The organism is Streptomyces sp. SP17BM10 (assembly GCF_036322405.1).
Taxonomy (GTDB): domain Bacteria; phylum Actinomycetota; class Actinomycetes; order Streptomycetales; family Streptomycetaceae; genus Kitasatospora.
Window position 1 is genome coordinate 162,080 of the sequence record NZ_JAQYXB010000623.1, and the last position, 25,458, is coordinate 187,537.

At 73.5% G+C, this 25,458-nt stretch carries 30 protein-coding genes; 13 read left to right on the forward strand and 17 right to left on the reverse strand.

All coding sequences use genetic code 11. The features are described 5' to 3' along the window. The first annotated feature begins 176 nt into the window (after positions 1–176). Together PUR71_RS25205 and PUR71_RS25210 are read left to right on the forward strand one after the other, a co-directional pair. Positions 177–1,034 (forward strand): helix-turn-helix domain-containing protein, encoded by an 858-nt coding sequence (locus PUR71_RS25205; protein WP_329929383.1) that lies wholly within the window; start codon positions 177–179, stop codon positions 1,032–1,034. Beyond that, positions 1,031–1,222 (forward strand): DUF397 domain-containing protein, encoded by a 192-nt coding sequence (locus PUR71_RS25210; RefSeq protein WP_329929384.1) that lies wholly within the window; start codon positions 1,031–1,033, stop codon positions 1,220–1,222. Before PUR71_RS25205 ends, PUR71_RS25210 begins: the two co-directional genes overlap by 4 nt. Positions 1,223–1,267: 45 nt before the next feature. Here PUR71_RS25210 and PUR71_RS25215 read toward each other — a convergent pair whose 3' ends face one another. Then, a complete protein-coding gene (locus PUR71_RS25215) occupies positions 1,268–2,038 on the reverse strand; it encodes a hypothetical protein (RefSeq protein WP_329929385.1) in 771 nt (256 codons plus the stop codon). Beyond that, complete coding sequence (locus PUR71_RS25220; protein ID WP_329929386.1) at positions 2,022–3,251, reverse strand: hypothetical protein; 1,230 nt, start codon at positions 3,249–3,251, stop codon at positions 2,022–2,024. The genes PUR71_RS25215 and PUR71_RS25220 overlap by 17 nt, the downstream gene beginning before the upstream one ends. 269 nt (positions 3,252–3,520) lie before the next feature. Here PUR71_RS25220 and PUR71_RS25225 point away from each other — a divergent pair, with 269 nt between their 5' ends. Continuing rightward, entirely contained in the window at positions 3,521–3,745 is a 225-nt protein-coding gene (locus PUR71_RS25225; RefSeq protein WP_329929387.1) for a hypothetical protein, read from the forward strand. Positions 3,746–3,823: 78 nt separating this feature from the next. Here the strand turns inward: PUR71_RS25225 and PUR71_RS25230 are convergent, their stop codons facing one another. Beyond that, on the reverse strand, positions 3,824–4,798 hold the full coding sequence (locus PUR71_RS25230; RefSeq protein WP_329929388.1) for a GNAT family N-acetyltransferase: 975 nt from the start codon (positions 4,796–4,798) through the stop codon (positions 3,824–3,826). A gap of 232 nt (positions 4,799–5,030) precedes the next feature. Continuing rightward, positions 5,031–6,287, reverse strand: coding sequence for an alpha/beta hydrolase (locus PUR71_RS25235; protein ID WP_329929389.1), 1,257 nt, complete (start codon positions 6,285–6,287; stop codon positions 5,031–5,033). Positions 6,288–6,407: 120 nt separating this feature from the next. Here PUR71_RS25235 and PUR71_RS25240 point away from each other — a divergent pair, with 120 nt between their 5' ends. Next, a complete protein-coding gene (locus tag PUR71_RS25240; protein WP_329929390.1) occupies positions 6,408–6,872 on the forward strand; it encodes a MarR family winged helix-turn-helix transcriptional regulator in 465 nt (154 codons plus the stop codon). A gap of 51 nt (positions 6,873–6,923) precedes the next feature. Beyond that, entirely contained in the window at positions 6,924–7,526 is a 603-nt protein-coding gene (locus PUR71_RS25245; protein ID WP_329929391.1) for a hypothetical protein, read from the forward strand. 180 nt (positions 7,527–7,706) lie between these two features. On the opposite strand, the gene PUR71_RS25250 is transcribed toward PUR71_RS25245, so the two are convergent. The 3 genes from PUR71_RS25250 to PUR71_RS25260 all read right to left on the reverse strand — a co-directional run bounded on the left by PUR71_RS25250 (position 7,707) and on the right by PUR71_RS25260 (position 9,348). After that, the gene (locus PUR71_RS25250; protein ID WP_329929392.1) at positions 7,707–8,489 is read right to left on the reverse strand and encodes a class I SAM-dependent methyltransferase; all 783 of its coding nucleotides are present in this window, start codon (positions 8,487–8,489) and stop codon (positions 7,707–7,709) included. Next, a complete protein-coding gene (locus PUR71_RS25255; RefSeq protein WP_329929393.1) occupies positions 8,486–8,659 on the reverse strand; it encodes a hypothetical protein in 174 nt (57 codons plus the stop codon). The genes PUR71_RS25250 and PUR71_RS25255 overlap by 4 nt, the downstream gene beginning before the upstream one ends. A gap of 107 nt (positions 8,660–8,766) precedes the next feature. Further along, positions 8,767–9,348: a TetR/AcrR family transcriptional regulator gene (locus PUR71_RS25260; protein WP_329929394.1), complete on the reverse strand. Its 582-nt coding sequence runs from the start codon at positions 9,346–9,348 to the stop codon at positions 8,767–8,769. Positions 9,349–9,435: 87 nt separating this feature from the next. Between PUR71_RS25260 and PUR71_RS25265 the strand changes: the two genes are divergently transcribed. After that, positions 9,436–9,930: an FBP domain-containing protein gene (locus PUR71_RS25265; protein ID WP_329929395.1), complete on the forward strand. Its 495-nt coding sequence runs from the start codon at positions 9,436–9,438 to the stop codon at positions 9,928–9,930. A gap of 86 nt (positions 9,931–10,016) precedes the next feature. Here the strand turns inward: PUR71_RS25265 and PUR71_RS25270 are convergent, their stop codons facing one another. After that, the gene (locus tag PUR71_RS25270) at positions 10,017–10,214 is read right to left on the reverse strand and encodes a hypothetical protein (RefSeq protein ID WP_329929396.1); all 198 of its coding nucleotides are present in this window, start codon (positions 10,212–10,214) and stop codon (positions 10,017–10,019) included. Positions 10,215–10,441: 227 nt separating this feature from the next. On the opposite strand from PUR71_RS25270, the gene PUR71_RS25275 reads away from it, so the two are divergent. Next, positions 10,442–11,578, forward strand: coding sequence for a DUF6183 family protein (locus tag PUR71_RS25275; protein ID WP_329929397.1), 1,137 nt, complete (start codon positions 10,442–10,444; stop codon positions 11,576–11,578). Between the two features lie 113 nt (positions 11,579–11,691). On the opposite strand, the gene PUR71_RS25280 is transcribed toward PUR71_RS25275, so the two are convergent. Further along, on the reverse strand, positions 11,692–14,646 hold the full coding sequence (locus tag PUR71_RS25280; protein WP_329929398.1) for an acyltransferase domain-containing protein: 2,955 nt from the start codon (positions 14,644–14,646) through the stop codon (positions 11,692–11,694). A 106-nt stretch (positions 14,647–14,752) separates the two neighbouring features. Here PUR71_RS25280 and PUR71_RS25285 point away from each other — a divergent pair, with 106 nt between their 5' ends. Beyond that, entirely contained in the window at positions 14,753–15,481 is a 729-nt protein-coding gene (locus PUR71_RS25285; RefSeq protein ID WP_329929399.1) for a TMEM175 family protein, read from the forward strand. Positions 15,482–15,678: 197 nt separating this feature from the next. Here the strand turns inward: PUR71_RS25285 and PUR71_RS25290 are convergent, their stop codons facing one another. After that, complete coding sequence (locus PUR71_RS25290) at positions 15,679–16,215, reverse strand: NUDIX hydrolase family protein (protein WP_329929400.1); 537 nt, start codon at positions 16,213–16,215, stop codon at positions 15,679–15,681. Positions 16,216–16,506: 291 nt separating this feature from the next. Between PUR71_RS25290 and PUR71_RS25295 the strand changes: the two genes are divergently transcribed. The 4 genes from PUR71_RS25295 (at position 16,507) to PUR71_RS25310 (ending at position 19,696) form a co-directional block, all read left to right on the forward strand. Further along, complete coding sequence (locus tag PUR71_RS25295; RefSeq protein WP_329929401.1) at positions 16,507–17,454, forward strand: hypothetical protein; 948 nt, start codon at positions 16,507–16,509, stop codon at positions 17,452–17,454. 95 nt (positions 17,455–17,549) lie between these two features. Further along, positions 17,550–18,113, forward strand: coding sequence for a GNAT family N-acetyltransferase (locus PUR71_RS25300; RefSeq protein ID WP_329929402.1), 564 nt, complete (start codon positions 17,550–17,552; stop codon positions 18,111–18,113). A 69-nt stretch (positions 18,114–18,182) separates the two neighbouring features. Continuing rightward, positions 18,183–18,767 (forward strand): cysteine hydrolase family protein, encoded by a 585-nt coding sequence (locus tag PUR71_RS25305; protein ID WP_329929403.1) that lies wholly within the window; start codon positions 18,183–18,185, stop codon positions 18,765–18,767. Next, on the forward strand, positions 18,764–19,696 hold the full coding sequence (locus tag PUR71_RS25310; protein ID WP_329929404.1) for a GlxA family transcriptional regulator: 933 nt from the start codon (positions 18,764–18,766) through the stop codon (positions 19,694–19,696). Before PUR71_RS25305 ends, PUR71_RS25310 begins: the two co-directional genes overlap by 4 nt. 8 nt (positions 19,697–19,704) lie before the next feature. On the opposite strand, the gene PUR71_RS25315 is transcribed toward PUR71_RS25310, so the two are convergent. Genes PUR71_RS25315 through PUR71_RS25335 form a run of 5 tightly spaced genes read right to left on the reverse strand, consistent with a single transcriptional unit; the run spans position 19,705 to position 22,669 of the window. Then, on the reverse strand, positions 19,705–19,995 hold the full coding sequence (locus tag PUR71_RS25315; RefSeq protein ID WP_329929405.1) for a hypothetical protein: 291 nt from the start codon (positions 19,993–19,995) through the stop codon (positions 19,705–19,707). A gap of 31 nt (positions 19,996–20,026) precedes the next feature. After that, entirely contained in the window at positions 20,027–20,443 is a 417-nt protein-coding gene (locus PUR71_RS25320) for a lasso peptide biosynthesis B2 protein (protein ID WP_329929406.1), read from the reverse strand. Next, a complete protein-coding gene (locus PUR71_RS25325) occupies positions 20,440–20,697 on the reverse strand; it encodes a lasso peptide biosynthesis PqqD family chaperone (protein WP_329929407.1) in 258 nt (85 codons plus the stop codon). Before PUR71_RS25325 ends, PUR71_RS25320 begins: the two co-directional genes overlap by 4 nt. Before the next feature lie 29 nt (positions 20,698–20,726). Then, the gene (locus tag PUR71_RS25330; protein ID WP_329929408.1) at positions 20,727–22,544 is read right to left on the reverse strand and encodes an asparagine synthase-related protein; all 1,818 of its coding nucleotides are present in this window, start codon (positions 22,542–22,544) and stop codon (positions 20,727–20,729) included. Between the two features lie 11 nt (positions 22,545–22,555). Further along, a complete protein-coding gene (locus PUR71_RS25335; RefSeq protein WP_329929409.1) occupies positions 22,556–22,669 on the reverse strand; it encodes a lasso RiPP family leader peptide-containing protein in 114 nt (37 codons plus the stop codon). 534 nt (positions 22,670–23,203) lie between these two features. Between PUR71_RS25335 and PUR71_RS25340 the strand changes: the two genes are divergently transcribed. Further along, on the forward strand, positions 23,204–23,449 hold the full coding sequence (locus tag PUR71_RS25340; protein WP_329929410.1) for a hypothetical protein: 246 nt from the start codon (positions 23,204–23,206) through the stop codon (positions 23,447–23,449). Between the two features lie 214 nt (positions 23,450–23,663). Here PUR71_RS25340 and PUR71_RS25345 read toward each other — a convergent pair whose 3' ends face one another. Both PUR71_RS25345 and PUR71_RS25350 read right to left on the reverse strand, forming a co-directional pair. Next, entirely contained in the window at positions 23,664–24,050 is a 387-nt protein-coding gene (locus tag PUR71_RS25345) for a hypothetical protein (RefSeq protein ID WP_329929411.1), read from the reverse strand. 122 nt (positions 24,051–24,172) lie between these two features. After that, positions 24,173–25,357, reverse strand: a complete 1,185-nt coding sequence (locus tag PUR71_RS25350) for a TIGR03364 family FAD-dependent oxidoreductase (protein ID WP_329929412.1) — start codon at positions 25,355–25,357, stop codon at positions 24,173–24,175. Positions 25,358–25,458: the final 101 nt, after the last annotated feature.

The window sequence follows — 25,458 nt, forward strand, 5'->3', positions numbered from 1 at the left end:
ATAAGCCCACCTTGATCACTCAGGCGAACCGTCGGACTACTCCCTGTAGAGTGCTCCGCAATGACCCCGTCGCGCAAGCGCATCTCCGCGCAATTGCGCCGAACCGCAAGACTCTTGTGATCACGGAGGGAGGTGGCAGACTGTGACTCGACGTCAACCGACAGGGAGCGACGAGAGTGGACAGTCCAACCGTGCTGCGCCGTAGGCTCGGCTCCGAGCTGCGGCGATTGCGCGAAGGGGCCAAGCTCCAGGCCAAGTCGGCAGCGGACTCACTCGGGTTCAGCGCAACCAAGGTGTCGCGCATCGAGTCGGGTCAGACGACGCTGAAGGAATCGGACGTCCGCGCGATGCTCGAACTGTACGGCGTTACGGATGAGGCCGAACTGCGCCAGTTCATCACCCTCACTCGCCGCAGCACACAGCGTGGCTGGTGGCACGACTACGGCGACACTTTGCCGGAGTGGTTCCAGACGTACGTGGGCCTGGAGGCCGACGCGTCCCAGATTCGGTCCTACGAGTCCGAGCTGGTCCCCGGACTGTTCCAAACCGCGAGCTACGCACGCGAGATCTTCCGCACCGCCCAGTGGAAACAACTGGACGACGATGCCATCGAGCGCCGAATCAAGCTCAGGATGCAACGCCAGGAAATCGTCCGTGACCCAGCAGCACTGACCGTGCACGCTGTTGTCTCCGAGGCAGTTCTTCGTCGCCCAGTAGGCGGAGCGGATGTCATGGGCCAGCAGGTCAACCATCTGATCGAAGTGGCTCAACAATCAAACGTCACCATCCAGGTACTCCCCTTCAGTGCGGGTGCTCACCCGGCGATGGGCACGAACTTCCGCATCCTGTCCTTCTCGGAGGTACCTGGAGACATCGTCTTCTCCGAAGCGCTCACCAGCAGCCTCTATCTAGAAAAGCAGTCGGACATCTCCTGGCATGAGTCAGTTTTCGACCAGCTCACCACGCTGGCACTGACTCCAGAAGACTCCATGGCCTGGCTGCACACACTCGCCGCAAAGGAGTACACAGCATGAAGTGGCGCAAGAGCAGCTACAGCAACACCACGGGCGGTGACTGCGTCGAGATCGCCGAGGCTCACAAGGGCGCCATCGCCGTCCGGGACAGCAAGGACCCCCACGGGCCGGCCCTCGGTTTCAGCCCCGAGGCGTGGCAGGCGTTCGTCGCAGGTATCCAGGCGGGCGACTTCCCCACCACTCCCTGAAAACCTCGGGCCGCCCTGCGAGACTCGCGGGGCGGCCCCTCCCGCTCACACGGGCGGCATCAGATCACTCTCGCTGATCGTGTACGCCAACGGCGGATAGACGAAGTCCGTCTCCTGGTTCTCTCTCCGCCGCAGCCCGTAGAACTCACTCCGCTGCTCATCGTCGGCCAACGCCAGGCGCTCCCCCTCCGGGAGATACGCATGTCCGTCCCGATACTGCACCAAGGTCTTTGACGTCCGGAAGGTCACGCCCAACCACTGGTTGTCCGCGACCGCGCCACTCGCGTCCAAGACAATCCGGTGCCTGAGCCGCCGATTGGCTTCAACAGAGAACGCGACGACACTGTCGTGAGCCAAGGGGATCTCGAACGTCTCCCCTCCCGACCCCTTCGACTCGAAGATCAGCTTCCTCAGCGAGCCCGCCCCGGGATCCCGATAGCAGGAATAGACGGCGATCACCGACTCACCGTCCAGGTCGAGGGCCTGGTCCGAATGGCCACCCATCGTCCTATAGGCGTTCGTGTAGCACTCGATCAGCGCGTTGTTGAACCCGACCGAGCTCCCCACACACTCCTGAACCCGCTGAGCCAGCCGCTCGTGCCCATCCCGGAATCGCTGCGCCGGACTGTCATACCGAGTGGTGGTCCGCACCAGCGGCACACCGCCAGCCCCATCCACCCTGGCAAGGACGGCTCCGCGTCGCCCCTTCCCCACGTCCTCCCAACGAGTCGACGCGGACAGTTCCGCAAACAGATCCTCCTCGATCGACAAATCGACCGTGAGAACCTCGTCCGCGATCCTAGACCCGGGGCGCACGGTAGTCCCCCGCATTCATGCTGAACAGGAACCGGTCGCCGTAGTCGATGAACGACGAGCTCCTGTTCTCCTCGGCGTACAGCCTACGCAGCTCGTCCATGCCCTCCTCGGTCGCCGGCCCCAACTTCACCAGCTCACCCGCCTTCTTCAGGAACGTCTCCCCGTTCTTGTGAACGGCTTCGGCGCTCGAACAGCGCACGACGTATCCCAGCCGGGTCGGAAGCAGCTCGGCAGACAACGCCGAGGGCCGGATCTCGTGCGTGTAAAGGCGGTTGGTGGACAGCGGCATGAAGAACACGGACCCGGGATAAAGAGTCACCGTGAACTGCGCGGGCAGCGCGCGCCCGTCGCGTCCTTCAGCCGCCCCCTTCAGGCGGAAGTGAAGCTTGGTCAGCCCACTGACACCCTTCACCCCGTAGTCGAAGCCGTCCTCGTCCAGCGGCCGCAGCCGGTCGAGCCCGTCATAGAAGGTGCAGAAGGCCATGATGCCGTTGGCGGGCATGTCCTTGGTCTTGTCCGCGTGGGACGAGATCTTGGCCTTGGACTGCTTGCGCTCCGCCGTGGCAGAGGTGTTGTGGTAGATCTGCGCGAGGACGTGGTTGAGCGGCGCGTGGCCCCGGAAGACGCCGGCGGCCTCACGGTTCAGCGCCTCGACGATGTGCGTGTCCGTCGCGCGGAAGCTCTCGGTCGGCCCCGAGAGATTCGTGGAGCACCGGAGCAGCCGGAAGTGCAGCTCGTCACCGTCCTCCGTGACGGGCGTCAGATAGATCCCGCTGCGATGGGCCGACCCGGGTTTGGTGGACTCCGTCAGCGACTGGAACTCGTGCTCCGCACTGATCCGCCCGAAGTGATCCCCGTCGAGTTCGAAGAAGCGACGGAAGTACACGCCGACACCATGGACACGGACGGGAACCCGTCCGAGGCCGATGAACTCCCAAGGCTCCTCGACATCCTCGCGGAAGACCTGCGAGAGCTCCCGAACGACGAGAACCCGGGCAGCCGACCGCAGTTGGTCTCCACTGATCCGGGATGTGTCGCCACACAGGTAGACGGTCTTCCGTGCAAGGTCGAGCGAACCGGCGGCAAGCTCCTCCGGTGTGATCACGGATCCGAAGAAGTCCCGAACCACGTCATCCTCGTGCAACGTCGAAGGCGCAACGAGGATGTTGTCCGCATCCTCGATGCACGCCTCAATTGGCCCCGTTGTGTACATCAGCGGTACCTGCCACCTGCAGATCTCGGCGGATAGATCAAATGAACCTCGATGCTCTCACGCAGCCTCGACGCCGGGCAACGACGTTCTCCTGTCGCCCGGCCGCACGACCGGCCGCCTCGCCAGAGCCTCTCGGTGCTCCCCGGGGACGAGCGCCGGACGCGGATCGACCTCGAGATCACCGGCACGTGGACCGGCGCCCGGGTCGCCCAGCTCGCGGCTCCCTCGGCCGAACGGATGGGGTCGCCGGGCAACGGATCCTCTCCGACGTGGCCACCGGCTCCCGGGCCCGCACCATGCCCACCCCGGACGGTGGTTGGACGGTCGTACAGCGCGGCCCGTTCCGCCTCTGGGACCAGGTGGAGAGCGCGATCGAGGCGTGGCAGAAGGAGGGTGAGCCGCACCAGGAAGGCTTCGGGATCACCGTTTCGGGGGCGGGACAGCGGGTGTGGATCGGGACGGAGGACGGTCCCGGCTGGGATCCGCCGACCTGAACCTGACCTGGGACCGGACCTGGGACCGGACCCGGTCCGTCAGGCCAGCCCAATTCCCTTCCGGGCGAACGGGGTTCGTCACGACGGGAGCGCCGGGCCGTCCGGCAGGTGGTGGGCGTAGCTCAGCCCGCTGCCGGCCCAGGCGACGCGGGCGTCGATCAGGCGCGTGAGTGTGTAGCCGATCGGGGTGAAGCCGCGCCCGCGCCAGAAGGCGTCGCTCACCGGGTTCGCGGACGACCAGCCGGCGGCGACGTTCGCGAAGCCCCGGCGGGCGGCCCAGTCCGACACTCCGGCCAGCAGCGCCGTGCCCAGGCCCCGCGACCGGGCGCACGCGGAGACCGAGGCGATGCCGATCACCGCCGCGGAGTGGTTCCGCTTGTCCGGCTCGGCCTGCATCATGCCGACGACGTGCCCGTGTTCCTCGGCGACGAGGATCAGGTGCCGGTCGTCGCCGAGGGCGGCCAGGAAGCCGTTACGGATCGCGGGGACGTCAAGGAGCGCGGGCCGGAGGATCGGCGAGGTGGCGTGGAACTGCTGGAGTTCCACGGTGAGTTCGAGGAGTCTGCGGAGGTCCGCCGGCCCGGCCTCGCGCAGTCGCGTGGCCTCTCCCGAGGATGCGCGTGCGGACCGCAGGCCCTTGATCTGGTCGATGCCGAAGCCGAGTTCGAACAGCGCCGTGGTGACCTCCCCGTCGGCGGCCGGGACGGCGATCGTGTGCTCGAACCGCCCCACGGCGGCGAGTTCACCCGCCAGGGCGGAGTAGAGCCGGCGGTAGACCTCGCGCTTCCGGCCGGCGACGGCGGCGTGCTGCTGGAGCCGGACCGACGCCCGTTGGGGCCCGGGGACGCCGTCGACCGACGCCGCCAGGAACCCGACGAGTTCCCCGCCCTCGACGGCGGCCACGGCGGGCCCGGTGCCCTGCCACGCCGCCACGAGGCGACGGGCCACGGCCGGGTCGGCGAGGTCCGGCGCACCGTCCGGGCGGCCCCCGGCGAGCAGCACCGCCGCCGGCTCCACCAACCGCCCCTCGAACGGGACGACGTCCAGGCCCATCCGGTCCCCCTCGGCGGTTGTGCGGTCAACGGGTCCCGGTCATCCTCTCACCGGGCGGACCGGAGGACGGAGCAGCATCGCGCCGAGGTGGGTGGAGAACCCGGCCACGAGCCCTGGGCGACGACCACCGCCAGGACGGCGCCGAGCGCGATGCCGAGCACGCGGCAAGGCCGTCCACCGTCGTGCCCGCCCAGCCCGACCGCTCCCCTCCGCCGCCCCCTCCGCCGCCCCCTCAGCCGCGCCGGACCGCGTCGAGGCGCGCCGGCGCGGCGCCGAGCCACCACGTCGGGTCGGCGCTGCCGTCCACCGTGCTGCCGTCGCGGCGGACGTAGTGCCGCACGTCCCGCCCTGGCGTCGCGAACTCGCCCGCCAACGCCCGCTCCAGCCACTCGGCGCCGAACCGGAAGACCTCGGCCGCCACACCGCCGAGCGGGTGGAACTCGTCCTCGTAGACCCGCAGTTCCTTGGGCGCCCGGACCTTCTCGAAGCTCTCCAGCGCCTGCCCGAGGTCGGTCAGCTCGTCGAACTCGCCGATGCCGTAGAGCACCGGGCAGGTGATCCGGGCCACCAGGTCACCGAGCGGCAGGTGGCGGACGAGCTCGCGGTCGAAGGCCTCCTCGTCGGTGTACCCGGCCATGTACATGTAGTTGCTCTTGAAGGTCGGCTGGGCCCGCTCGAAGATGGTCGCGAAGTCGCCCGTGACGGCCTCGAACGCGGCGAGCGCGGCCAGACGGCCGTCGGTGGCGGCGGCGCGCGAGCCCCAGTATCCGCTCATCGAGATGCCGAACATGCCGATCCGGGCCGCGTCGACCTCCGGCAGCGCGGCCAGGTGGTCGAGGTAACGGCCGATCGCGCGCTCGTAGTTGGTGAGGTCGACGGTGAGGCCGCCGGCGCGCGTCTCGCCCTGGCCCGGGCCCTCGATGGACAGCGCGACGATTCCGCGCGAGGTGTAGTAGCGCTCGGCCGCCCAGATGTAGTCCTCCTTGATCATGTCCATCCCCGGGCCGAGGACGACGGCCGGCGCGTTCTCCACCGGCCCGGCCGGAAGGTGCAGCAGCGCGTGGATCTGCCCGCCCTCGAAGTCGAGGACGACGCGCCGCACCCGGCCGTCGCGCAGGGCGCCCAGGCGCTCGACGCAGTGGTCGGCGCGCACGCGCATCGCGGCCTTGCGCGGGTCGGCGGCGTCGAAGATCGAGTACTGGGCGCGGCCCCACATCACCGCGGCCCGGCCGTAGAGGTCGGCGGCGGTCCGGGCGAAGCCGCCGCGCTCGTGGTGCGCGGCGCGCTCCTCCGCCTGGGCGGCGATGGTCGCCCACGCCTTGGGCAGCATCGCACCACTCCTGACCAGCGCGAAGACCTTCGCGAAGTCGGTGTGGTCGTGGCCGAGCTGCTCCATGGTGCCGACGGCCTCGGGGTGCAGCGCGTCGAAGCCGCCCTGGGCGAGCGCGGCGTCGAGGGCCCAGGTCTGGCCGGTGGAACGGGTGGTCATGACGGTCTCCTCCTCCGGATCCGGGGATCCGATTGACTAAGTACTTAGCAAGTAAGTACTTAGTCATTAAGTACTTAGGCTAGGCTCCTGTCAAGCCGACCCCGCCGAGGAGACCCGCACATGACCGAGCCGACCCGGAAGCCCACCCCCGAGCGTGCCGACGCCCTCGACCGCCTCGCCCGGGCCGCCTACCGCCTCAGCGCCGCCGACGCACGCCTGCGCGGCCGCGCCACCCGCACCCCGGGCGCCCTCTCCCTCACCCACGCCCGCGCCCTGCGCACGCTCGCCGACCAGGGCCCGCTGACGATCAGCGGGCTCGCAGCCGGCACCGAGACCACCGGCGCCGCCACGACCCAACTGGTCAACGGCCTGGTCGCGGCCGGGTACGTGACCCGGACCCGGCCGCCCGAGGACAAGCGCTCCGTCGTGGTCGCCCTCACCGAGGCCGGCCGCGAGCGGCACCGTCAGCGCCAGCAGGCGCTCGCCGACGCCCTGCACGCCGACCTGTCCGACTACGACGCGGACGCCCTCGACCGCGCCGCCGAGGTGCTCCAGCGGCTGTCGGCCGTCTACGACCGGCTGTGACGCCCGCCCCGCCGACCTGACTGTCGGTGGGGTGCGCCAGGATGTGCGGCCATGGAGATCAACGAACTGCTGCGGAACCTCGCCGACGAGTACGTCCAGGGCGAGCCCACCGAGTTCCACCGCATCGGTGACCTGAAGGTCGTCGAGGGCGTGGTGTTCAGCTGCCCGGCACCGCCCGAGTGGAGCGTCTGCGGCGACGTGCCGCCGGGTTCGCACCCCGTGTACGTCGGCGTCCGGCGCTTCCGGGACCACGAGACCGGCCGGGAGGAAAGCCTCGTGGAGATGGTGTTCGTCCCGCTGGCCGGCGTGGCGGAGATCGCCGGGGCCGAGTGGGAGGACGCCATCGAGGACTGGCAGCCGCTCGGGCCGGACGTCGGCTTCCTGTGGGACTCGACCGCCATGGACGCGTTCCGCGACCGGTCCCTCCGGCCGGAGTCCGTCGAGGAGCTGGGCGCCTTCGTGGAGCGCGTCGAGGCCGAGCTCGACGCCGCCGACGCGGCCGGCCGCGTCCCCGCGTGGGTCGACGTCGTGGTCAACGAGAAGACAGGCGCCAACGTGCTGGCCTTCCGCGTCTGCGACGAGTCCGCCCTCTGCCTCGAAGGCCGGGACGACGACGGCAATCTGGTCGGCCTGCTGTTCTCCGGCACCATGTGACGGACCGGCACCATGTGCTCGGCGGACCAGGTTTGACGGGTCGGCGCCGCGTGATGGATCGGCGTCACGTGCCGCACCGGCACCCGTGGAGGGTCTCCGGCGGCGCCGGTCGTTCCACCGCGGTGCCGCGCAAGGGCCGTTGCCACCCACCGGGAAGTGAGCGGCAACGGCCCCGGGGCGTCAGACCGCGCGGATCAGGACCAGCGAGCCCTCCAGCGCCGGCTGCTGCCGGAGGTGGCCGTACCGCGCGTCCCACGCGCCCGAGGCCAGGTCCCGCTGCAGGCGGTCGGTGTACTCGCGGGCCAGCTCCGCCGGGACGAAGCTCCACGCCGAGCAGGACTGCCGGGCGGCCGGGTCCAGCAGCATCTCGGGGCGCGCGTAGTAGGCCTCGTTGAAGCCGTCGACGCAGTCGGCCGGGATGGGCACCGCGGTGACCTCGGCCTCGCCGCCCAGGGCCGCGGTGATGTCGGCGACGGACGGGTAGCGCCGCGCCTCGGTGTCCAGCACCAGCGGCGCGTACTCGTACAGCCAGAACTCCCGCACGAGCTCCGGGTCGCAGGTCAGGACGACGACCGGGCCGCGCGTGACCCGGCGCAGCTCGCGCAGGCCGGCCTTCACGTCGCTCCACTGGTGGACGCTGAACGTCGTCATCGCGCCGTCGAACGCGTCGTCCGGGAAGGGCAGGCTCTCCGCGACCGCGTCGACCGCCTCCGGCAGGTGCGCGGGCCGCTGCGCGCGCATCGAGGCCGACGGCTCGACGGGCGTCACCTCGAACGCCTCCGACTCGTACGAACCGGCCCCGGCGCCGACGTTGACCACCGTGCGGGCCCCGCCCAGGGCCCGCTCGATCAGGACGGCGATCCGCGGTTCGGGACGCCGGTAGGCGGCGTACGAGCCGCCGATCGCGCCGTAGTCCGCGTCGCCCGCGCTGCCGTCCGCCGTGCGCCCGGTCCGCTCCGTCATGGGGTTCCCTTCAGCCAGTCCGATACCTGCCCGGCGCGCTCGACGACGCCGTCCCGGACGATCGGCGTGAGCCGCGTCCGGAGCCGGGGCCCGCCGATCTCGAAGGCGGGCAGGCCGCGGGCCACCGCGGTCGACTCCTCGATCGGCTGCGCCATCTCGCCGATCCGCACCGCCGCCCCACCTCCCCCGACCGCCGTTGCCCCGACCCTAAACCCATGGGCCGTGCGCCGGGACCTCGACGAGCTCGTCCTCGCCGACCCGACGCAGTCCCGGCCCGCTAACCGCCGGTGGGGGACTTCGGCCAGTTCCGCAGCAGCGCGTCGAGGGCGTCGAGGATCGCCGCCCAGGTGTCCTGGGTGTCCCGCGGGGTGTGCGCGAAGCTGCCGCCGGTCTCCAGCGTGACGTAGCCGTGGAAGGTGCTGCCCAGGAGCCGGACGGCGTCCGTCTCGTCCGGCTCCACGAAGTCGTAGCCGCGCAGGATCGCGCGCGTCATCTGCGAGTGCCGGACGGCGGCGCTGGCGCGTGCGGTCTCCGGGTCCAGCCGGAGCCGGGCGGCGGTGTAGCGGCCGGGGTGCTCGCGGGCGTAGTCGCGGTAGGCGTCGGCGAAGGCGGTGAGCGCGTCCCTGCCGGCCCGCCCGGCGACGGCGGCGGACACCCGGTCGGCGAGCTCCTCCAGGGCGAGCAGGGCGATCCGCGTCTTGAGGTCCTGCGAGTTCTTGACGTGCGAGTACAGGCTCGCGTCCTTGACGCCGAAGCGCCGTGCGAGCGCCGAGACGGTCACCTTGTCGAAACCGACCTCGTCGGCGAGTTCCGCCCCCGCCCGGGTGAGGCGTTCGGCGGTCAGTCCTACGCGCGCCATGCGGCTCCCTTCCTGTCCTGCTTCGCACGGTCTCCTGGAGCAATAATACATTTGCCTAATGCTCCTAGGTAATTTACGTTGATCCCCATGAAGCCGCTGACCGAACAACAGATCCGTGCCGCCTTCGTCAACACCACCAAGGGCGAGGCCTCGCGCCTGAACGTCCCGCGGGACTTGGCCGAACAGCCCTGGGAGGACTTGGACTTCCTGGGCTGGCGGGATCCCCAGGCCCCCGACCGCTCCTACCTCGTCGCCGAGCTCCCCGGCTTCGGCGACCGCCCGGTGGCCGTCGCGCTGCGCTCGTCCTCCGGGGCCGCCTGGCAGGCCAGGCGCAGCATCTGCTCGCTGTGCGTGACGACGCACACGGGCGGCGTCTCACTGCTGGTCGCCCCGCGCGCCGGCAGGGCGGGCAAGGAGGGGAACTCGGTGGGCGCGTACATGTGCAGCGACCTCGCGTGCTCGCTCTACGTGCGCGGCAAGCGGGACGTCGGCACCAAGCTGCACGAGTCGCTCACCGTGGAGGAGAAGATCCAGCGCACAGTGGCGAACCTCGCCGCGTTCGTCGCCAAGGTCACCGCGTGACCACGGGTGGCGGCCCACTGTGGGGCGTCACCCTGTGCTGGCTCCTCTCCCCCGCCTCCGCCCCCGCACCGTCCCGGCGTCGGCCGTCACCCGACGGCCGACGCCCGCAGCTCGACGTGCCCGTCCCGGGGGACGGCGCGGTGCCCGTCGGTGAACTCCACCCGCAGCCGCCCGTCCGGCCGGACCTCGACGACCACGGCCCCCTCGACCGCCCCGAACGCCGAGTCCCGGTACACCCACACGCGGTCCCCGACGCGGAACTCCACCACTTCCGAGCTGACCACCGGACTCACCTTCCCCCTCCCCTGGCACTCCCGCCCCGCCACTGACCCATACGTCCCGACGGGCCCGTGCGACTCAATCCCGCCGAGCGCGTCAAGCCCGCCGAGCCCGCCGAGCCGCACGTGGTGCAGCGGCCGCACCGACCCTCGGGCTCGAGCTCGTACGGGTACGGCCGGAGCGACGTGACCCGCACCGCGACCGCTCCCACCAGGGCGGTACGCTCGCCCGCGTGCGGAACACGATCGAACAGCTGGTCGACGGCCTCGCCGGCCGCGAACTCATCGGGGACGTCCTCGACCTGGCCGACGAGCACCTCCGGCGGGGCGACGCGGACTTCGTCGCGGAGCTCGGCACAGCAGTCCACGCGCGCTTCCGCGCACGCGACAAGGGCTCCGAGCACCACAGCCTCTTCGCCCTGCTCCTGTGGAGACTCGCCACCACCCACCGGCGCGACGCCATCGCCCACGCCCTGCGCCTGGGCTTCGCCGACCTGTCGCCCACCGAGCGGCCCGACCGCAGGGCCGCCGCCGTGCTCGCCGCCCACCAGTCCCCGCGCGACCTCGCCCAGGTGTTCGTCCCGGGCGAGGCCGCGTACGGGAACGCCCCCGACGAGCTGCGGGCCTGCCTCGTCCACGAGCTCGTGCTCCGCGGCGCCACGCCCCCGTCGGAGGCCGCCGCATGGGCGGCGGACTCGCCGTTCTGGCAGGCCCATCCGCTCGCACGGCTGCCCTGGTCGCTCTCCCCGCTGGAGGGCACGCCTCGGCTGCCCCGCTACTGGCTGGGCGGCGGGGGGAGCGGCATCGCGTACGGCCTGCCCGAAGGCCACGAACTGCCGAACGGCCCCGCGCCCGTCCCGGCGGTGCGCGCCAACGACCTCGACTTCGCCCTGACCACCGCTGTCGACCGCTGGTCCGGGCGCTACAACGGCCGGGTCGAGGCCCAGGTCCACGTCACCGATGCCCCCGTCGACCCCGACGCCCTCCATCCGATGCTGGCGTCGCTGCCGCTGGACTGCCTCGACGGCCTGACCGGTGCCAGGAACCTCGCCGTCGTCGCGACCACCCCCGCCGAGGCGTGGCGCCAGCTCTTCGCCGCGGCCTCCAGCGGCGGCGGCCACCAGAACGAGTGGTGGTACGGCGCCCACGGCCGCCTCGCCGCCTGGCGGTCGCTGGCCGCCCTGGCCGGCGCCCCCGGCGACGCGACGCCCGCCGAGGTCGAACGACGGGTCGCCGCCTGCTCCTGGTACGGCTTCCGGGCCTGGACGGACTGGTTCAACTGCGACCTGTGGGACCTCGGCCTCGCCGCCCTCTCCCCCGACCGCACCCGCCTCGCCGTCCTCGCGGCCACCGACTACAACGGGGGCTGAGCCGTGCCCGCATCCGAACGGTCCCGATACTCGACCGTCAGGTGCGAAGCGCTTCGAGGGGAAGGCCGATGATCAACGACGCCGTCCCGCTGTCCGTCGAGAACGACGCGGCGTCAGGGCTGTGGACCGTCACCGCTCCCAAGGACGGCCTCGGCCCGATCGCCGGGCTCCGCCGACCGGATGCCCGGGAGCATCGGCGTCCAGTCCACCGGGGCGCCCCGGACGAACGCCTCCGCGAGCGAGCGGGCGAACCGCTCCCGGCCGCCCTCGCCCCGCGCCAGCGTGCCGCACACCACGGGGACTCCGGCGGCCACACCCGCGTCGGCCAGCGTCGCCCCGATCGCCGTCGTCATCACCGGGTGCGCGCTGACCTCCACGAAGTCGGTGAACCCCTGGCCCGCCAGCGCCCGCACCGCCGGGTCCAGCAGCACCGGTTCGCGCAGGTTGCGGTACCAGTACCCGGCGTCGACCGGGCCGGTCACCCACGCCCCGTCGACGGTCGAGAACCACGGCACCGTCGGCGCCGACGCCCGGACGTCGCCGATGAGTTCGAAGAGGTCGCGCTCGACCCCCGCGACCTGCGCGGTGTGCGACGCGTAGTCGACCGGGACCATCCGCACGTCGATGCCGCGCCCCACCAGCTCGGCGTGGAAGGCGCCGAGCGCCGCGCTCTCCCCGCCCACCACCGTGCGCTCCGGCCCGTTCACCGCACTGACCTCGACACCGTCCCCGCACGCGCGGATCCAGTCCCGCACCCGGCCCTCGGGCAGCGGCACGGACACCATGCCGCCCCGGCCCACCAGCCGGTCGGCGATGGCGCGGCTGCGCAGCGCGACCGTCCGAGCGGCGTCCTCCAGGGACAGCGCGCCCGCGACGCAGGCCGCCGCGATCTCGCCCTGCGAGTGGCCCAGCACGGCCGCCGGGCGGACACCGTACGCCTCCCACAGGGCCGCGAGCGAGACCATCACCGCAAACGTCACCGGTTGGGCGACGTCCGCCCGCTGCACCGGCGGGGCGCCGCCGACGCCGTGCACGACGTCCACCAGCGACCAGCCCACGTGCGGGGCCAGTGCCCGCCCGCACTGCGCCATCCGCTCCGCGAACACCGGCTCGTCATGCCACAACTCCCTCCCCATTCCCGCCCATTGGCTGCCCTGGCCGGGGAAGACGAAGACCACGCCGCCGTCCGGCCGGTCCGCCGGCGCGGCGCCGGTGACGAGACCGGGCGCCTGGTCGCCCGTGGCCAGCGCCCGCAGCGCCGTGCGGACGGCGTCCGGGCAGGCCGCCGCCACGACGGCCCGGTGCTCGAACGGGGCCCGACCGTCGAGTGCCGAGAGTGCCGCGTCCTGCGGGCGCAGGCCACCGTCCAGCGCGTCGGCCAGCCGCCGGGCCTGCGACGCCAGCGCTCCGGGGGTCCGCGCGGACACGACGAGCGGGGCGAACCCGTTCAACTCGCCTGCCGCGCGGGACCGCGCGTTCGTCCCGCCCGACCCGGACGAGACGCCCGCCGGTCGCAGGAGGGGCGGGGGCGCGTCCGCCAGCAGGCGGCGCAGGGCGGCCGGGTCCGCCGTGCCGGCGCTGTTGCGCGGGATCGCGTCGACGAGGTGCAGCCGCACGGGGAGCGCGTGCGGAGCGAGCCGCGCGGCGCCGAACTCCCGCAGCGCGTCGAGTGTCGGGGCGCTGCCCGGCTCCGCGACGGCCACCGCCGCGACGGCCTCGCCGCCCTCGTCGTGCGGCGCCCCGACGACGGCGAGCTCCCGCAGGCCGGGGCAGCCGGCGAGCGCGCGCTCGACCTCGGCCGGGTGGACGGTCCCGCCGTCCCGGACGACCGCGTGCGCCAGCCGGTCGACCAGGTACAGGCAGCCGTCGGCGTCCAGCCGGCCGAGGTCCCCCGTGCGGAACCACCCGTCGCCGTCCCGCAGGGCCTCCTCCCCGCGCCAGTAGCCCGGCGAGAGGTGCTTCCCGCTCACCCACACCTCGCCGGGCTCGTCCGGCCCGGACACGTCCGCGCCCGAGTCCGGGTCGACGATCCGCAGCCGGGTGAACGGCATCGGCCGGCCGGCCGAGCCCGCCTTCGCGACGGCCAGCTCCGGCGGCAGGTACGCGGCGAAGCACGCCGTCTCCGTGAGCGCCCACGCCTGTTGCAGCATCACCCCGCGCGCCGCGTAGTCGCGCACCAGCCGCGCCGGCACCGGGGCGCCCGCCACGACGGCGCCGCGCAGCGCGGACAGGTCGGCGGCGGCGAAGCCGGGCAGCCGGGCGAGGGCCGCGAAGACCGACGGGGTGGCGAAGAACGTGTTGACCCCCAGCTCGACGAGGTCGCGCAGCGTCCGCTCCGGGTCGAAGCCGCGGCGGACGACGGTGGTGCCGCCGTGGCCGAGGCCGCGCAGCGTGAAGCCGGCGAGCCCGCCGACGTGGGACAGCGGGGTGACGACCAGGTTGACGTCCTCCTCGCGCGTGACCATCGCCGCGTCGACGTTGGCGCCGCTCCACCAGAGGTTGCCGTGCGTGAGCCGGACGGCCTTCGGGGGGCCCGTGGTGCCCGGGGTGTGGAGCAGGACGGCGAGGTCGTCGGCGTCCAGCGGGGCCGGTTCGCGCGGCGGCTGGGGGGCGGCGGCGAGCGCGGCGGCGAGCGGCGTCCAGTGCGGGCCGGGCGCGTCCGTGACGGGTGCGGCGGGGTCGTCGTCGACGAGCAGCAGGCGAATGCCCGGCACCGGGCCGACGAGTGCCGCGTGCCCCGGCTCGGCGACGACGGTGTGCACCTCGCAGTCCCGCAGCACCTCCCCGGTCTCCGCCGCGCCGAGCCGGTGGTCCACCGGGACGAAGACGGCGCCCAGCCACCCGCAGGCGAGGTACGCGGTGAGCAGCGTCGGGCTGTTGAGCCCCAGGTAGGCGACCTGCCGACCGGCCGTCACCCCGCCCGCGGCGAGCACCTCGGCGAGGCGGCCCGCGCGGTCCAGGAGCTCCGGGTACCCGATGGCGGATTCCTCGTAGTGCAGGGCCGGGCCGGCGAGGGGGCGGGCGGCCGCGCGGCGCAGCGCGTCGATCGGGGTGATCTCCAGGTGCATGGCTCGTCCTCCTGTGGCGCGGGGCACGGTCAGGCACCGACGTAGGTCGGGTGTGCGATCTCTATCAGATGTGACTCACCGTGACCACCGCGACAGGAAAAGTATGGTGAGCGGGTCATTCGGACCGCCGCTGCGCTCCGGCGGGGCCACGGCGTTGCGCCGCCGGGTGCCCGCCCCCGGCTGGGATCCTCGGCCGGTGGAGACGGTGGAGCCGGCGCGGCCGGTGGCGACGACGGACACGGGCCGGGTCGAGGCGTTCAGCGACGGGGTGTTCGCGATCGCGATCACGCTGCTGATCCTGGAGATCAAGGTCCCGCAGGGCCACGACGCGGCCGAACTGTGGCGGGCGCTCGGCGCGCAGTGGCCGTCCTACTTCGCGTACGCGGTGAGCTTCCTGGTGATCGGGGTCATCTGGGTCAACCACCACACCCTGTTCGCGCACCTGGCCCGGGTGGACCGCACGCTGCTGTTCGTCAACCTGCTCCTGCTCATGCTGGTCTCGGCGCTGCCGTTCCCGACCGCGCTGGTCGCGCAGAACCTGCGCAACGGCTCGGCCGCGAACGTCGCCGCGGCCGTGTACGGCGGGGTGATGGTCGGGCACGCCGTGCTGTTCTCGCTGTTCTGGAACCACGCGACGCGCACCGGCCGCTGCTTCGACGCGCGGGTCGACCTCGCGGCGGCGCGCGCCACCCGGTGGCGGTTCGAGGTGGGCATGGTGGTCTACCCGCTCACCGTCGGCCTGGCGTTCCTCTCCGCCCCCGCGGCCCTCGCCGTCCACGGGCTGCTCGCCGTCTACTACGCGTTCAACCAGGTCAAGGTGCCGACGGTCGGCTGAACCGGGTCCTCCTCCGGACCACCGGCTCCGGCCGGTCGAGTCCGGTGGCCGCGCGCACGCCCACCGTCGTCGTGCCGAAGCCGACTTGGTCGGCCTGTCCGCGGACGTCGAGTTACCGACCGAGCTGGTCCTGCCGGTCGAGTCCGGCCGGCAGGACCTGGCCCGCGTCCGGTTCCGTACGGAGCCCGCCGCCGCCGTCAGCCCAGGCAGCCGACGTGCGCCAGCGCCCGCTTGAGGAGCACCCCCTGGCCGCCCGGCATGTCCTGCTGCACCAGCGGCGACGCGGCCTCGGCGGGGCTGAACCAGACCAGGTCGAGCGCGTCCTGGCGCGGCCGGCAGTCGCCGGAGACGGGCACGACGTAGGCGAGCGACACCGCGTGCTGGCGGGGGTCGTGGAACTCGGTGATGCCGAGCGTCGGGAAGTACTCGGCGACGGTGAACGGCTGCAGCGAGGCCGGGATCCGCGGCAGCGCCACCGGACCGAGGTCCTTCTCCAGGTGCCGCAGCAGCGCGTCGCGGATCCGCTCGTGGTGCAGCACGCGCCCGGAGACCAGGGTGCGGCTGACCGTCCCGTCCGGACCGATCCGCAGCAGCAGCCCGACCTGGGTGACCTCCCCGGACTCGTCGACCCGCACGGGCACGGCCTCGACGTACAGGATCGGCATCTGTGCCCGGGTCGTCTCGAGTTCCTCGGGCGCGAGCCAGCCCGGCGTGGTTTCCGTGATGTCAGACATTGCTTGATCGTACGGTCCCCGGGTGGCCGGACGACGGCTGGCCCACGCGGCGATGACCGTCCGTCACCGTCCGTGCGGCGCAGGCGGTCCGACCGCGCGTCGCCCAAACCCGACCGACCGCCAGAATCGCACGAGAGTTTGGCATAGGCACGGCAAAGCCTTCGCGCCGCCGCGTCCGCACGTCTGGACGGGCGCCGCCGGAACTGGTGAGGTGTCGGGGCTCCATCCGAACGCCCGTCCACACGCAGGCAGTTCGCCCCTCCCCACACCCTCACAACCGGGAGCAGACGCATGCGCACATCGTTCAAGGCCGCCGCCCACACCCTCGCGGCGCTGGCTCTGGCGGCCTTCGGGACCACCTCGCTGGCCACCGGCGCCCAGGCGGCGCAACCCGCCACCGCGGCCGCCCACTTCGGCGTCAAGCCGCTCGACCCCGCCGCGGCCGCCTCGCAGCGGGCGGCCGCGGCCACGTCCGACACGCTGAAGGTCGGGTCCAGCGCGAGCCAGGGCGTGGTCTCCCCCACTCCCAAGGTGTACCTGGTCTTCTGGGGCACCCAGTGGTCGTCCGACCCGGCCGGGGTGGCGACCGACATGCAGAACATGTTCAAGGGCCTCTACGGCGCCCAGGACACCTGGGGCACCATCCTCGACCAGTACTGCGAGGGCGTCCCCAAGGGCACGGTGACCTGCGGCACCAAGGGCGTCCACGTCAACCACCCGGCCACCTCGCCGTTGGCCGGGGTCTGGTTCGACAAGTCGGCCGCCGCGCCGGCCAACGCGACCGCGGCGCAGATCGCCGCCGAGGCCGGCAAGGCCGCCGCGCACTTCGGCAACACCACCCAGGCGCCGAACCTCAACGCCCAGTACGTCGTGCTCTCCCCCACCGGGACGCACCCGGACGGCTTCCCCAACTCCGGCTTCTGCGCCTGGCACGACTTCACCTCGACGTCGTACGGCAAGCTCGCCTACACCAACCTGCCGTACATCCCGGACAACGGCGCCGGCGCCTGCACCACCTTCACCGACGGCCGCCTGCTCTCGGGCATCGAGTCCACCGAGACCCACGAGTACGCGGAGACCGTCACCGACTTCTGGCCCAGCATCGGCTGGAACGGCGGCGGCGGCGAGATCGGCGACGCCTGCGTCCAGCTCGACGCGTACGTGACGCTGAGCACCGGCACCTTCGACCTCCAGGGCCTGTGGTCGAACAGCGCCAACACGTGCGTGACGCACGGCTGACGCCGCCCCCGGCTCCTCACCACGGCCCTCCCGGCCCCGCCCCACGCCCCGAATTCGGGGTGCGCGGCCCGGGAGGGCCGTGGCATCCTCCGGAGATGGACCTGCCCGAACCCGTGATCGACCTGGCCGACGGCCTGACGCTGCGCGCCTTCCGCGGCCAGGCGGACCTCCCCGAGCTGTTGCGCGTCATCGAAGAGTCGCTGGAGCACCTGCGGCCGTTCATGCCGTGGGTGGCCGGGCACAGCCCGGAGTACACCGCCGAGTTCCTGGCCCGGCGCGAGGACCAGTGGGCGAACCACGCCAACCACGTCTACGCGATCGTGCAGGACGGCGCCATCGTCGGCGCCTGCTCGCTGTACCGGCGCGAGGGCGGCCCGGACGAGGGCCGCGAGATCGGCTACTGGCTGCACCCCGCGGCGACCGGCCGCGGCCTCGCCACCCGGGCCACCCGCGCCCTGGTCGACCAGGCGTTCCGGCTGCCCGGCGTCGAGTACGTCGAGGTCTGCCACGACCCGGCCAACCTCGCCAGCGGCGCGGTCCCGGCCCGGCTCGGCTTCACCGAGCACCGCCGCCTGCCCGCCGAGCGCGTCGCCCCGTCCGAGACCGGCGTGGACCTGTTCTGGCGCCTGACCCGCCCGGAGCGGGCCCGCGGCGCGTGACCGGATCGTTCCGCACCGGGGCCCGATGGTGCCTACTCCCGGGCCCCCGCCGGGCACCATGATCGAGACATGAAGAACGCACTCCTCGTCATCGACGTCCAGGAATCCTTCCGCCGGCGCGAGAACTGGGCCGCCGTGTCCAACCCCGCGATCGTCGAGCGGGTGAACGAGCTCGTCGAGCACACCCGCGGCCGCGGCGACCTCGTCGTCTGGGTCCTGCACTCCGAGCCCGGCACCGGCACGGTCTTCGACCCGGCCCGCGGCTTCGTCCACCTCATCGACGGCCTGACGCCCGCCGAGGGCGAGCCCGTCGTCACCAAGACCTCGCACAACGCGTTCACCACGACCAACCTCCAGCAGCTGCTCACCCAGCACGGCGTGGGCGGCGTCGTCGTCAGCGGCATCCGCACCGAGCAGTGCTGCGAGACCACGACCCGGGTCGCCAGCGACCTCGGCTACGAGGTCGTCTTCGTCACCGACGCCACCGCCACCCACCCGATCGAGCACCGCGACGCCCCCGCCGGGCGCAGCCTCGCCGAGGTCCTCGCCGACCCGCGCACCCTCTCCACGGACGACATCATCGCCCGCACCGAGTACGCTCTGGCCGGCCGCTTCGCCACCGTCACCACCGTGAAGGAGCTGACCGGATCGTGACCCGCGTCGTCTTCCTGCTCGTCCCGCACGTGCACCTGCTGGACCTCGCCGGGCCGGCCCAGGTGTTCTCCACCGCGGCCGACCACGGCCTCGGCTACGAGAGCGCGTACGTCGCCGAGCAGGAGGACGTCCCCACGGCGCAGGGCATCGCGCTGAGGGCCGCCACGACGTGGCCGGAGCTGTCACCCGCGGACCTCCTGCTGGTCCCCGGCTGGCGCTCGGTCACGCTGCGGCACGACGGCGCGCCGAGCGCGGCCGCGCTGGAGCGGCTGGCCGCTCACCACGCCGCCGGCGGGACGGTCGCCAGCGTGTGCGCCGGCGCCGACGCGCTCGGCCGCGCCGGGCTGCTGGACGGCCGGCGCTGCACCACCCACCACGACCTCCAGGAGGAGCTCGCCCGGCGTTACCGGCGGGCGAGCGTCGTGCGCGACGTGCTCTACGTCGTCGACGACCGGGTCGTCACGTCGGCGGGCATCGCCAGCGGCATCGACCTCGCGCTGCACCTCGTGGCCGTGCGCGACGGCCCGGCGGCGGCCGCCCGGATCGCCCGCGAGATGGTCGTCTACGCCCGGCGCAACGGCGACGAGCAGCAGGCCAGCGCGATGCTCCGGCACCGCGGCCACCTCGTCGACGCCGTCCACCGCGCCCAGGACCTCATCGACGCCCGCTTCGACACCCGGCTCGGCCTCGCCGACCTCGCCGCCGCCTCCGGCGTCAGCGAGCGCACCCTGACCCGGCACTTCACCGAGGCCACCGGCCGCACCCCGCTGCGCTACCAGCAGGAGCTGCGCGTCGAGCGCGCCGAACACCTCATCGCCCACGGCGCGACCACCGAGACGGCCGCCCGCGCGGTCGGCTTCCAGGACGCCCGCATGCTGCGCCGCCTGCGCGCCCGCACCGGCCCGGGTGCCGGTGCGGGCGCGGCCTGAGGCCCGGGTCACGCTCCGGCGGCGGCCTCGATCCGTTCCTTGACGGCCCGCATCTGGGCGAGCGTGTCGGCGGTCAGGTGCTCGGCCATCTCCTCGTCCCCGAAGGGGAGTTCGTCCCGCACGTGGAAGTCCTGCACCCAGCGCATGTGCACGCCCTCCGGGGTCTGCCGGTACTCCCAGAAGATCTTCGTGTACTCGAAGGGCCCGGTCTCGACCCGGTGGGCCCGCACGCTGCGGGTGCTCAGGTCGCTGGTGCGCTCGGAGACCCAGGTGCGCACCACGCGCCTCGTCGGGTGCATGGTGAGCCGGAACCGCGCGGTGTCGCCGCGGTCAGTGTCGCGGCGCCACGGTCATCAGCGGGTGGAAGTGGGCGAGTTCGGCGGGCTCGTCCACCGGTGCGCCGTCGGCCTCGATCCACGCGTGTGCGCGGAACGGCTCGGTGCGCACGCCCGTGCGCCAGGTCGGCCAGGTGCCCCGGGAGCGGCACAACAGGGCCGCGGCGATGGACCGTTGGAGGCAGCCTTGGCCCGCGCAGCGCATGCTGAGCGCCACCACGGCCTGCCGGGCGGCCAGCGCCTCGTCGGCGGTTGCCGGGCGGGCGCCACCGCGCAGGCGCAGCAGGAGGCGGCGGATCCGGGCCGGCGGCATCCGCTCGATCAGCCGGGCCGCCCCGATCGCCGCGAGCGCGGCCGGCCGCCGGTGCCACGGCGGCCGGCCGGCCCGCGAGGCATGTGTGTGCAGGCTCATCCGCTCACCAACCCGGCCGTGCGCAGGCTGTCCCGCAGCGCGTCGATGTCGGTGTGGACCTGGGCGGTGGTGACGGGGTAGCGCTCGCTGAGCTCGGCGGCGATCTCCTCCGCCGTCCGCCCGTCGAGCAGGGAGCGCAGGATGTGCAGTCCGGTGCGGTTCAGCTGGAAGTAGCGGCCGGAGCGCTCGTCCAGCACGACGGCGCCGCTCCCGGTCGCGGTGAGGGTCACATCGGGGCGCAACTCCACGGCCATGCTGACTCCTTGAGAGATCCGGTGGAACGTCAGGAAACGGAGACGTGTGCCGACTCGTGCGCGCGCAGCCAGTGCTCGCACGCGAGTGTGGCGTCCAGCGCCGCGTACGACGTGCCGGGCGGGTAGAGCCCGAGGCACACCCGACGCAGGGCCTGCGGGTCGACGAGGCCGGCCCGGGCGAGCGCACTGTCCTCGGCGAGGGCGGCGAGTTCGGGGCGGTGGCGGGCCAGGCCCTGGTGGGCGTCGGGGCTGAAGTCGCCCTTGCCGGTGCGGCGCAGGAGCTCCTCGGGGACGTCCGGGGCGACGGCTGCGGTGAGCAGCGGCTTGTACTCGAACGGCGTTCCGCGCAGGTCGGGTTCGGCGGCCAGGCAGGCGTCGATCACGTGGTCGTCCAGGAACGGCACGGTGTAGGGCGTGCCCTCGGCCGCGGTGGCCTCGATCAGCTGCCGCATGGCGCCGGCGCTGTGGCGGACCATGGACAGCACCTGGTGCTGGGCGTGTTCGGGTGCGAGCGGGACGGCGGCGGCGGCGGGGACGGCCCGCAGCTGCTCGCGGACGAGGTCGGCGGCCTGCGGCGTGATCCAGGGCGCGAGCCGCACTTCCGGCCCCCAGCCGAGGAGTTGGGTGGTCGGCGGCCCGGGGTGGGTGAGCCGGTCGGCGGCGTGGGCGAGCCAGGCCGGGTACGGGCGGGCGTCGGCGAGGGCGCGCAGCGCCGCCGACAGGCCCCAGCGCAGCCGGGCCCGGTGGCCGCGCAAGTGGCGCGCGGCGGTGGCGGGCCGGCGGGCGGCGAGGAGGCGCAGGTAGGAGGGCAGCACCTGGAGGACCTCGTCGCCGCCCTCGCCGCTGATCCGGGTCCGGGCGCCGCGTGCCGCGAGCAGCCGGGCGACGGCCTCGTCACGGGCCCTGGTGCGGGTCCAGGCGAACGGCTCGTCGCCCTGGGGTCCGGGGGTGTCGACGGCGGCGAACATCGCGGGCAGGGCGTCGGGCGGCAGGACGAGCCGTTCGCCGGGCAGGTGCCGGGCGGCGCGGTCGGCCCACGCGGCGTCGTCGTGGTGCGGGTCGGACGAGCCGAGGGTGACGGTGAGCAGCTCGGCGGGTCCGCGGGCGGCGAGGAAGCACAGCGGGGTGGAGTCGAGGCCGCCGGACAGGTCGGCGGCGACGAGGCCGCCGGTGTGCGTGCGGGCGTCGACGGCCCGGCGCAGCGCGTCGCCGAGCGCGGTCGCGGCTTCGGCCCGCGGCCGGTCGGGGGCGGGCGGCTGCCAGTGGGCGAGCGTGCGGGCCGGGCGGTCGGGCGCGAGCAGGGCCGCGTGGTGCGGGGGCACGGGGGTGATGCCGGGCCACAGCGGCAAGCGGTCGAGGGGGTGCGGCAGGGGGTGGGCGAGCCGCAGGGCGAGCCGGTCGAGGGAGGGCGTGCGGCGGGTGAGCGCCGCGAGGGTGTCGGCCCGGTCGGCCAGGACGGGCACGCCGTCGAGCTCGGCGAGGTGCAGCCGGCGCAGCCCGGAGAGCGAGCCTCGGGCGACGACGGTGCCGCGCACGGTGGCGACGAGGTGGAAGCTGCCCGGGAGTTCCCGGGCGAGGGCGAGCACGTCGTAGGGGTCGCGGATCCGCCCGGCGCTGCGGAGCAGCCGGTCCGCGTCGGTGTCCGCGGTGCCGAACACGGCGAGGGCCACCGGCCCGGCCTGCACGACCACCGGCTCCTCGTCGGCCGGCCACGCACCGACGATCCAGGGGCGTCCGCCGGGGTGGCGCAGGGCACGGCGCTCGGCCGTGCCCTGCCCCGCGGCCACCGCGGACGCGGCTTCGTTGTCCGGCAGGACCACGAACCAGGTCCGCCGGTGACCGCTCACTGGACGGCCCCTCAGATGAGGAAGAAGCCGTGGCCGTCGAAGAGGTCGCCGATCAGGAAGCCCTGGGTGAGGGCGGCGAACTCGCCGAGCTCGATCAGCATCGGGGTCTCGTAGACGTCGGTCATGACGGTTTCCTCTCGTTCAACTTCACGGGGACTTGGACGGGAGTGCTTGCCGGCGGTGCCCACTCTTCCGGCCCGACTCTGCCGCGGGCAACCGGTTCCGACCCCTTCGACCGAAATGTGGTCACGGTAGGTAGCCGTCCGGTTCCAGGGAAGCGATTCCGCGGAGGGGCCGGTGTGACCGCACGTGCCACCGGTCTATTCCCCGGGTCCCATCCGCCCCGCCGCTGACGGGTCTCCGTGCACGGACGGTGGACCCGCTCCTGCCCCGTTCCCGGTCGCGGCCCCTGATCCACGGCGGAATCCGGCCGCACCGAAGCGAACGGGAGCGCGGAACGCGCGCACCACCCGACGCACCCTCCCCGGCGCACGCACGGTGGGTACGGCCCGACACCCCGCGGCCGGCCACCGCCGACCCCGCGTCAGCAACGCGTCAGGGCCGCGCCAGCAAGGCGTCAAGCACCGACTGCGGGCCGCCGCGGCGGTGCAGGCTGTCCCGTACCTGCAGGTCCGCAGGTCGTTCCGGAGGTGATCCGCATGTCCGTCATCGCTGCGTTCCACTCCGCGGTCCCCGCCGCCGGCCGACGGGGACGCGGGCTGCGCGCCGCGTTCCGCGCGGCGGTCGAGCGCCTGGCCGCGAGCCCGCTCGACAGCACCGTCCTCCAGGCCATGGGCAAGGAGCCGGCGTCGGCGCGCCGGGCCGCGCTGCGCGCCCAGTGGCACCCCGCCGCCACCGTCGACGGGCCGACGCGACTCGACGCCACCTGGCGCCCCGCCCGCTGAACGGGGCCACGGCCACCCGGACGGCGGCGGGATCCGGTGGCCAACTGTTCACGAGCCGGTCAGGAAACTCGTCGAGACAAGTGGGGCGAGCCACCGGGAGCCCCGCCCCAGCGCTCACCGACGCCACGACTGGACGCCACAACTGACGCCACGACTGGACGCCACGACGCAAGCAGTGCGGGGCCCGCGCCGCCGGGCCCCGCACCCGCGCACGTCACGGCCAACCGGGCGGACGCGACGTCTCGGCGGCCTTCGCCGCGACGATCGACTCGCAGGAGCGCCGGACCTCCGTCGCGACCCAGCCGGACGGCAGCGGTCCCTGCGCCTTCAGCGCGGCCGCCTGCCGCTGGAGCTCCCGGAGCGCGCTGCCCTGGGCGTTGGACAGCCCCATCTCCTGGTAGTCGCCCAGGTCCTTGCCCCCGTCGACGGCCATCTGGAGCCAGGGCGCGATGCTCAGGACGCAGTCCTCCAGGGCGCCGCCGGGCGGAACCGTCGACGCGCGGGTCGGGGGCGGCGCCGGTGCCGCGCCCGGCCCGCCGCACGCCACCACCGCGGCCAGCCCCGCCAGTTCGACCACCACGACCGCGAGCCATCTCCGCATGCCCGCATTGTGACGCCGCCCCGCGGGCCGCACCAGGGGCCGGGCAGCACCGAAAGGCGCCGCAGGACCTGACTCGACAGGTCCTGCGGCGCACGCCCGGAACGCCCGGCCCGGGTGCCGCGTCAGCCCGTGGCGGCGAGCGTGCCGTCGAAGGTCGCGGCGGCGAGGCCGAAGGAGAGCGTCATGCCGATGCCCGAGGTGACGGACAGCACCCGCACGCCCGGCGCGAGGTCGCGCACCAGCAGCGGGCCGCGGTCGCTGCTGGCGTAGACGCCCTGCCAGCGCTCCAGGACCCGCAGCCGCTCGACCCCGAGGACGTCGGCGACCGCGCCGGTCAGCAGCTCGAAGGTGCGCTCGTCGATGAACGGCGGCGTGGTGGCGTCGTAGTGGTGCGAGTCGCCGACGAGCACCGAGCCGTCGGGCAGCCGCGTGAACATCACGTTGGCGCCGATCCCCAGCAGCTCCGGGCTGTGCCCGACGACCTCCTCGCGCAGCCGGGCCGCGGACGGCTGCGCGGTGAAGGCGTCATAGCGCAGCATCGAGGTGGCGGTCAGCACCGCCGAGTCGGTGCGGAACCCCTCCGGGGCGACGGCCCGTGCCATCGTCAGCCGGCAGCGCCGGACCTCGTGCTCCTCGGCGAGGTCGGGGAACAGGTAGTCCACGTCGTGGCCGACGCACACCAGGATCCGCTCGCCGTGGACCGGGCCGCGCGTGGTGTGCACCGTGCCGGACTCGACGCCGGTGACGGCGGTGCCCCACAGGATGCGCGCGCCCGGCTGCCGCTCGGTCCAGCGGGCGAGCGCGGGCGTCGCCTCGCGCGGGTCGACCCGCAGGTCGTCGGGCAGGAACGCGCCGCCCACGAGGTCCCCGGCCGCGCCGGGCGCCCGCCCGAGCGCCTGCGCCGTCCCGGCGGCGGTGCGCAGCACGACGGCCCGGCCCCCGCGCTCGGCGTGCAGTTCCTCCAGGACGGCCGCCTCGGTGGCCGAGCGGGCGACCACGAGGGCGCCGGCCTCGGCGGCCCAGAACCCGGCGGCCCGCGCGGCGCGCAGCCAGCCGGCCCGGGAGCGCCGGGCGAGGCCGAGCAGGTCGCCCTCCTGGGCGGTGACGCAGCAGTGGCCGAAGTTGCGGACCGACGCCCCGACGGGCTCCCGGTCGCGCTCGACGACGGTGACGGAGAGCCCGTTGGCGAGCGCCTCGAAGGCGTGGGCGAGGCCGACGATGCCGGCGCCGACGATCACGAGGTCGCTGCGCGACGCGGCGGGCGATCGGGTGACGGCGGGGGCGGGGGCGGATGCAGGGCTGCTCATGGCTCCAGGTTCCGGGTTCGTCCAGGCGATCGTCAAGAGATGTCTGTACAAGTCACCGCCTGTTCACCTGCCCGACGATCACCGAAAACACCTGGCCTTTC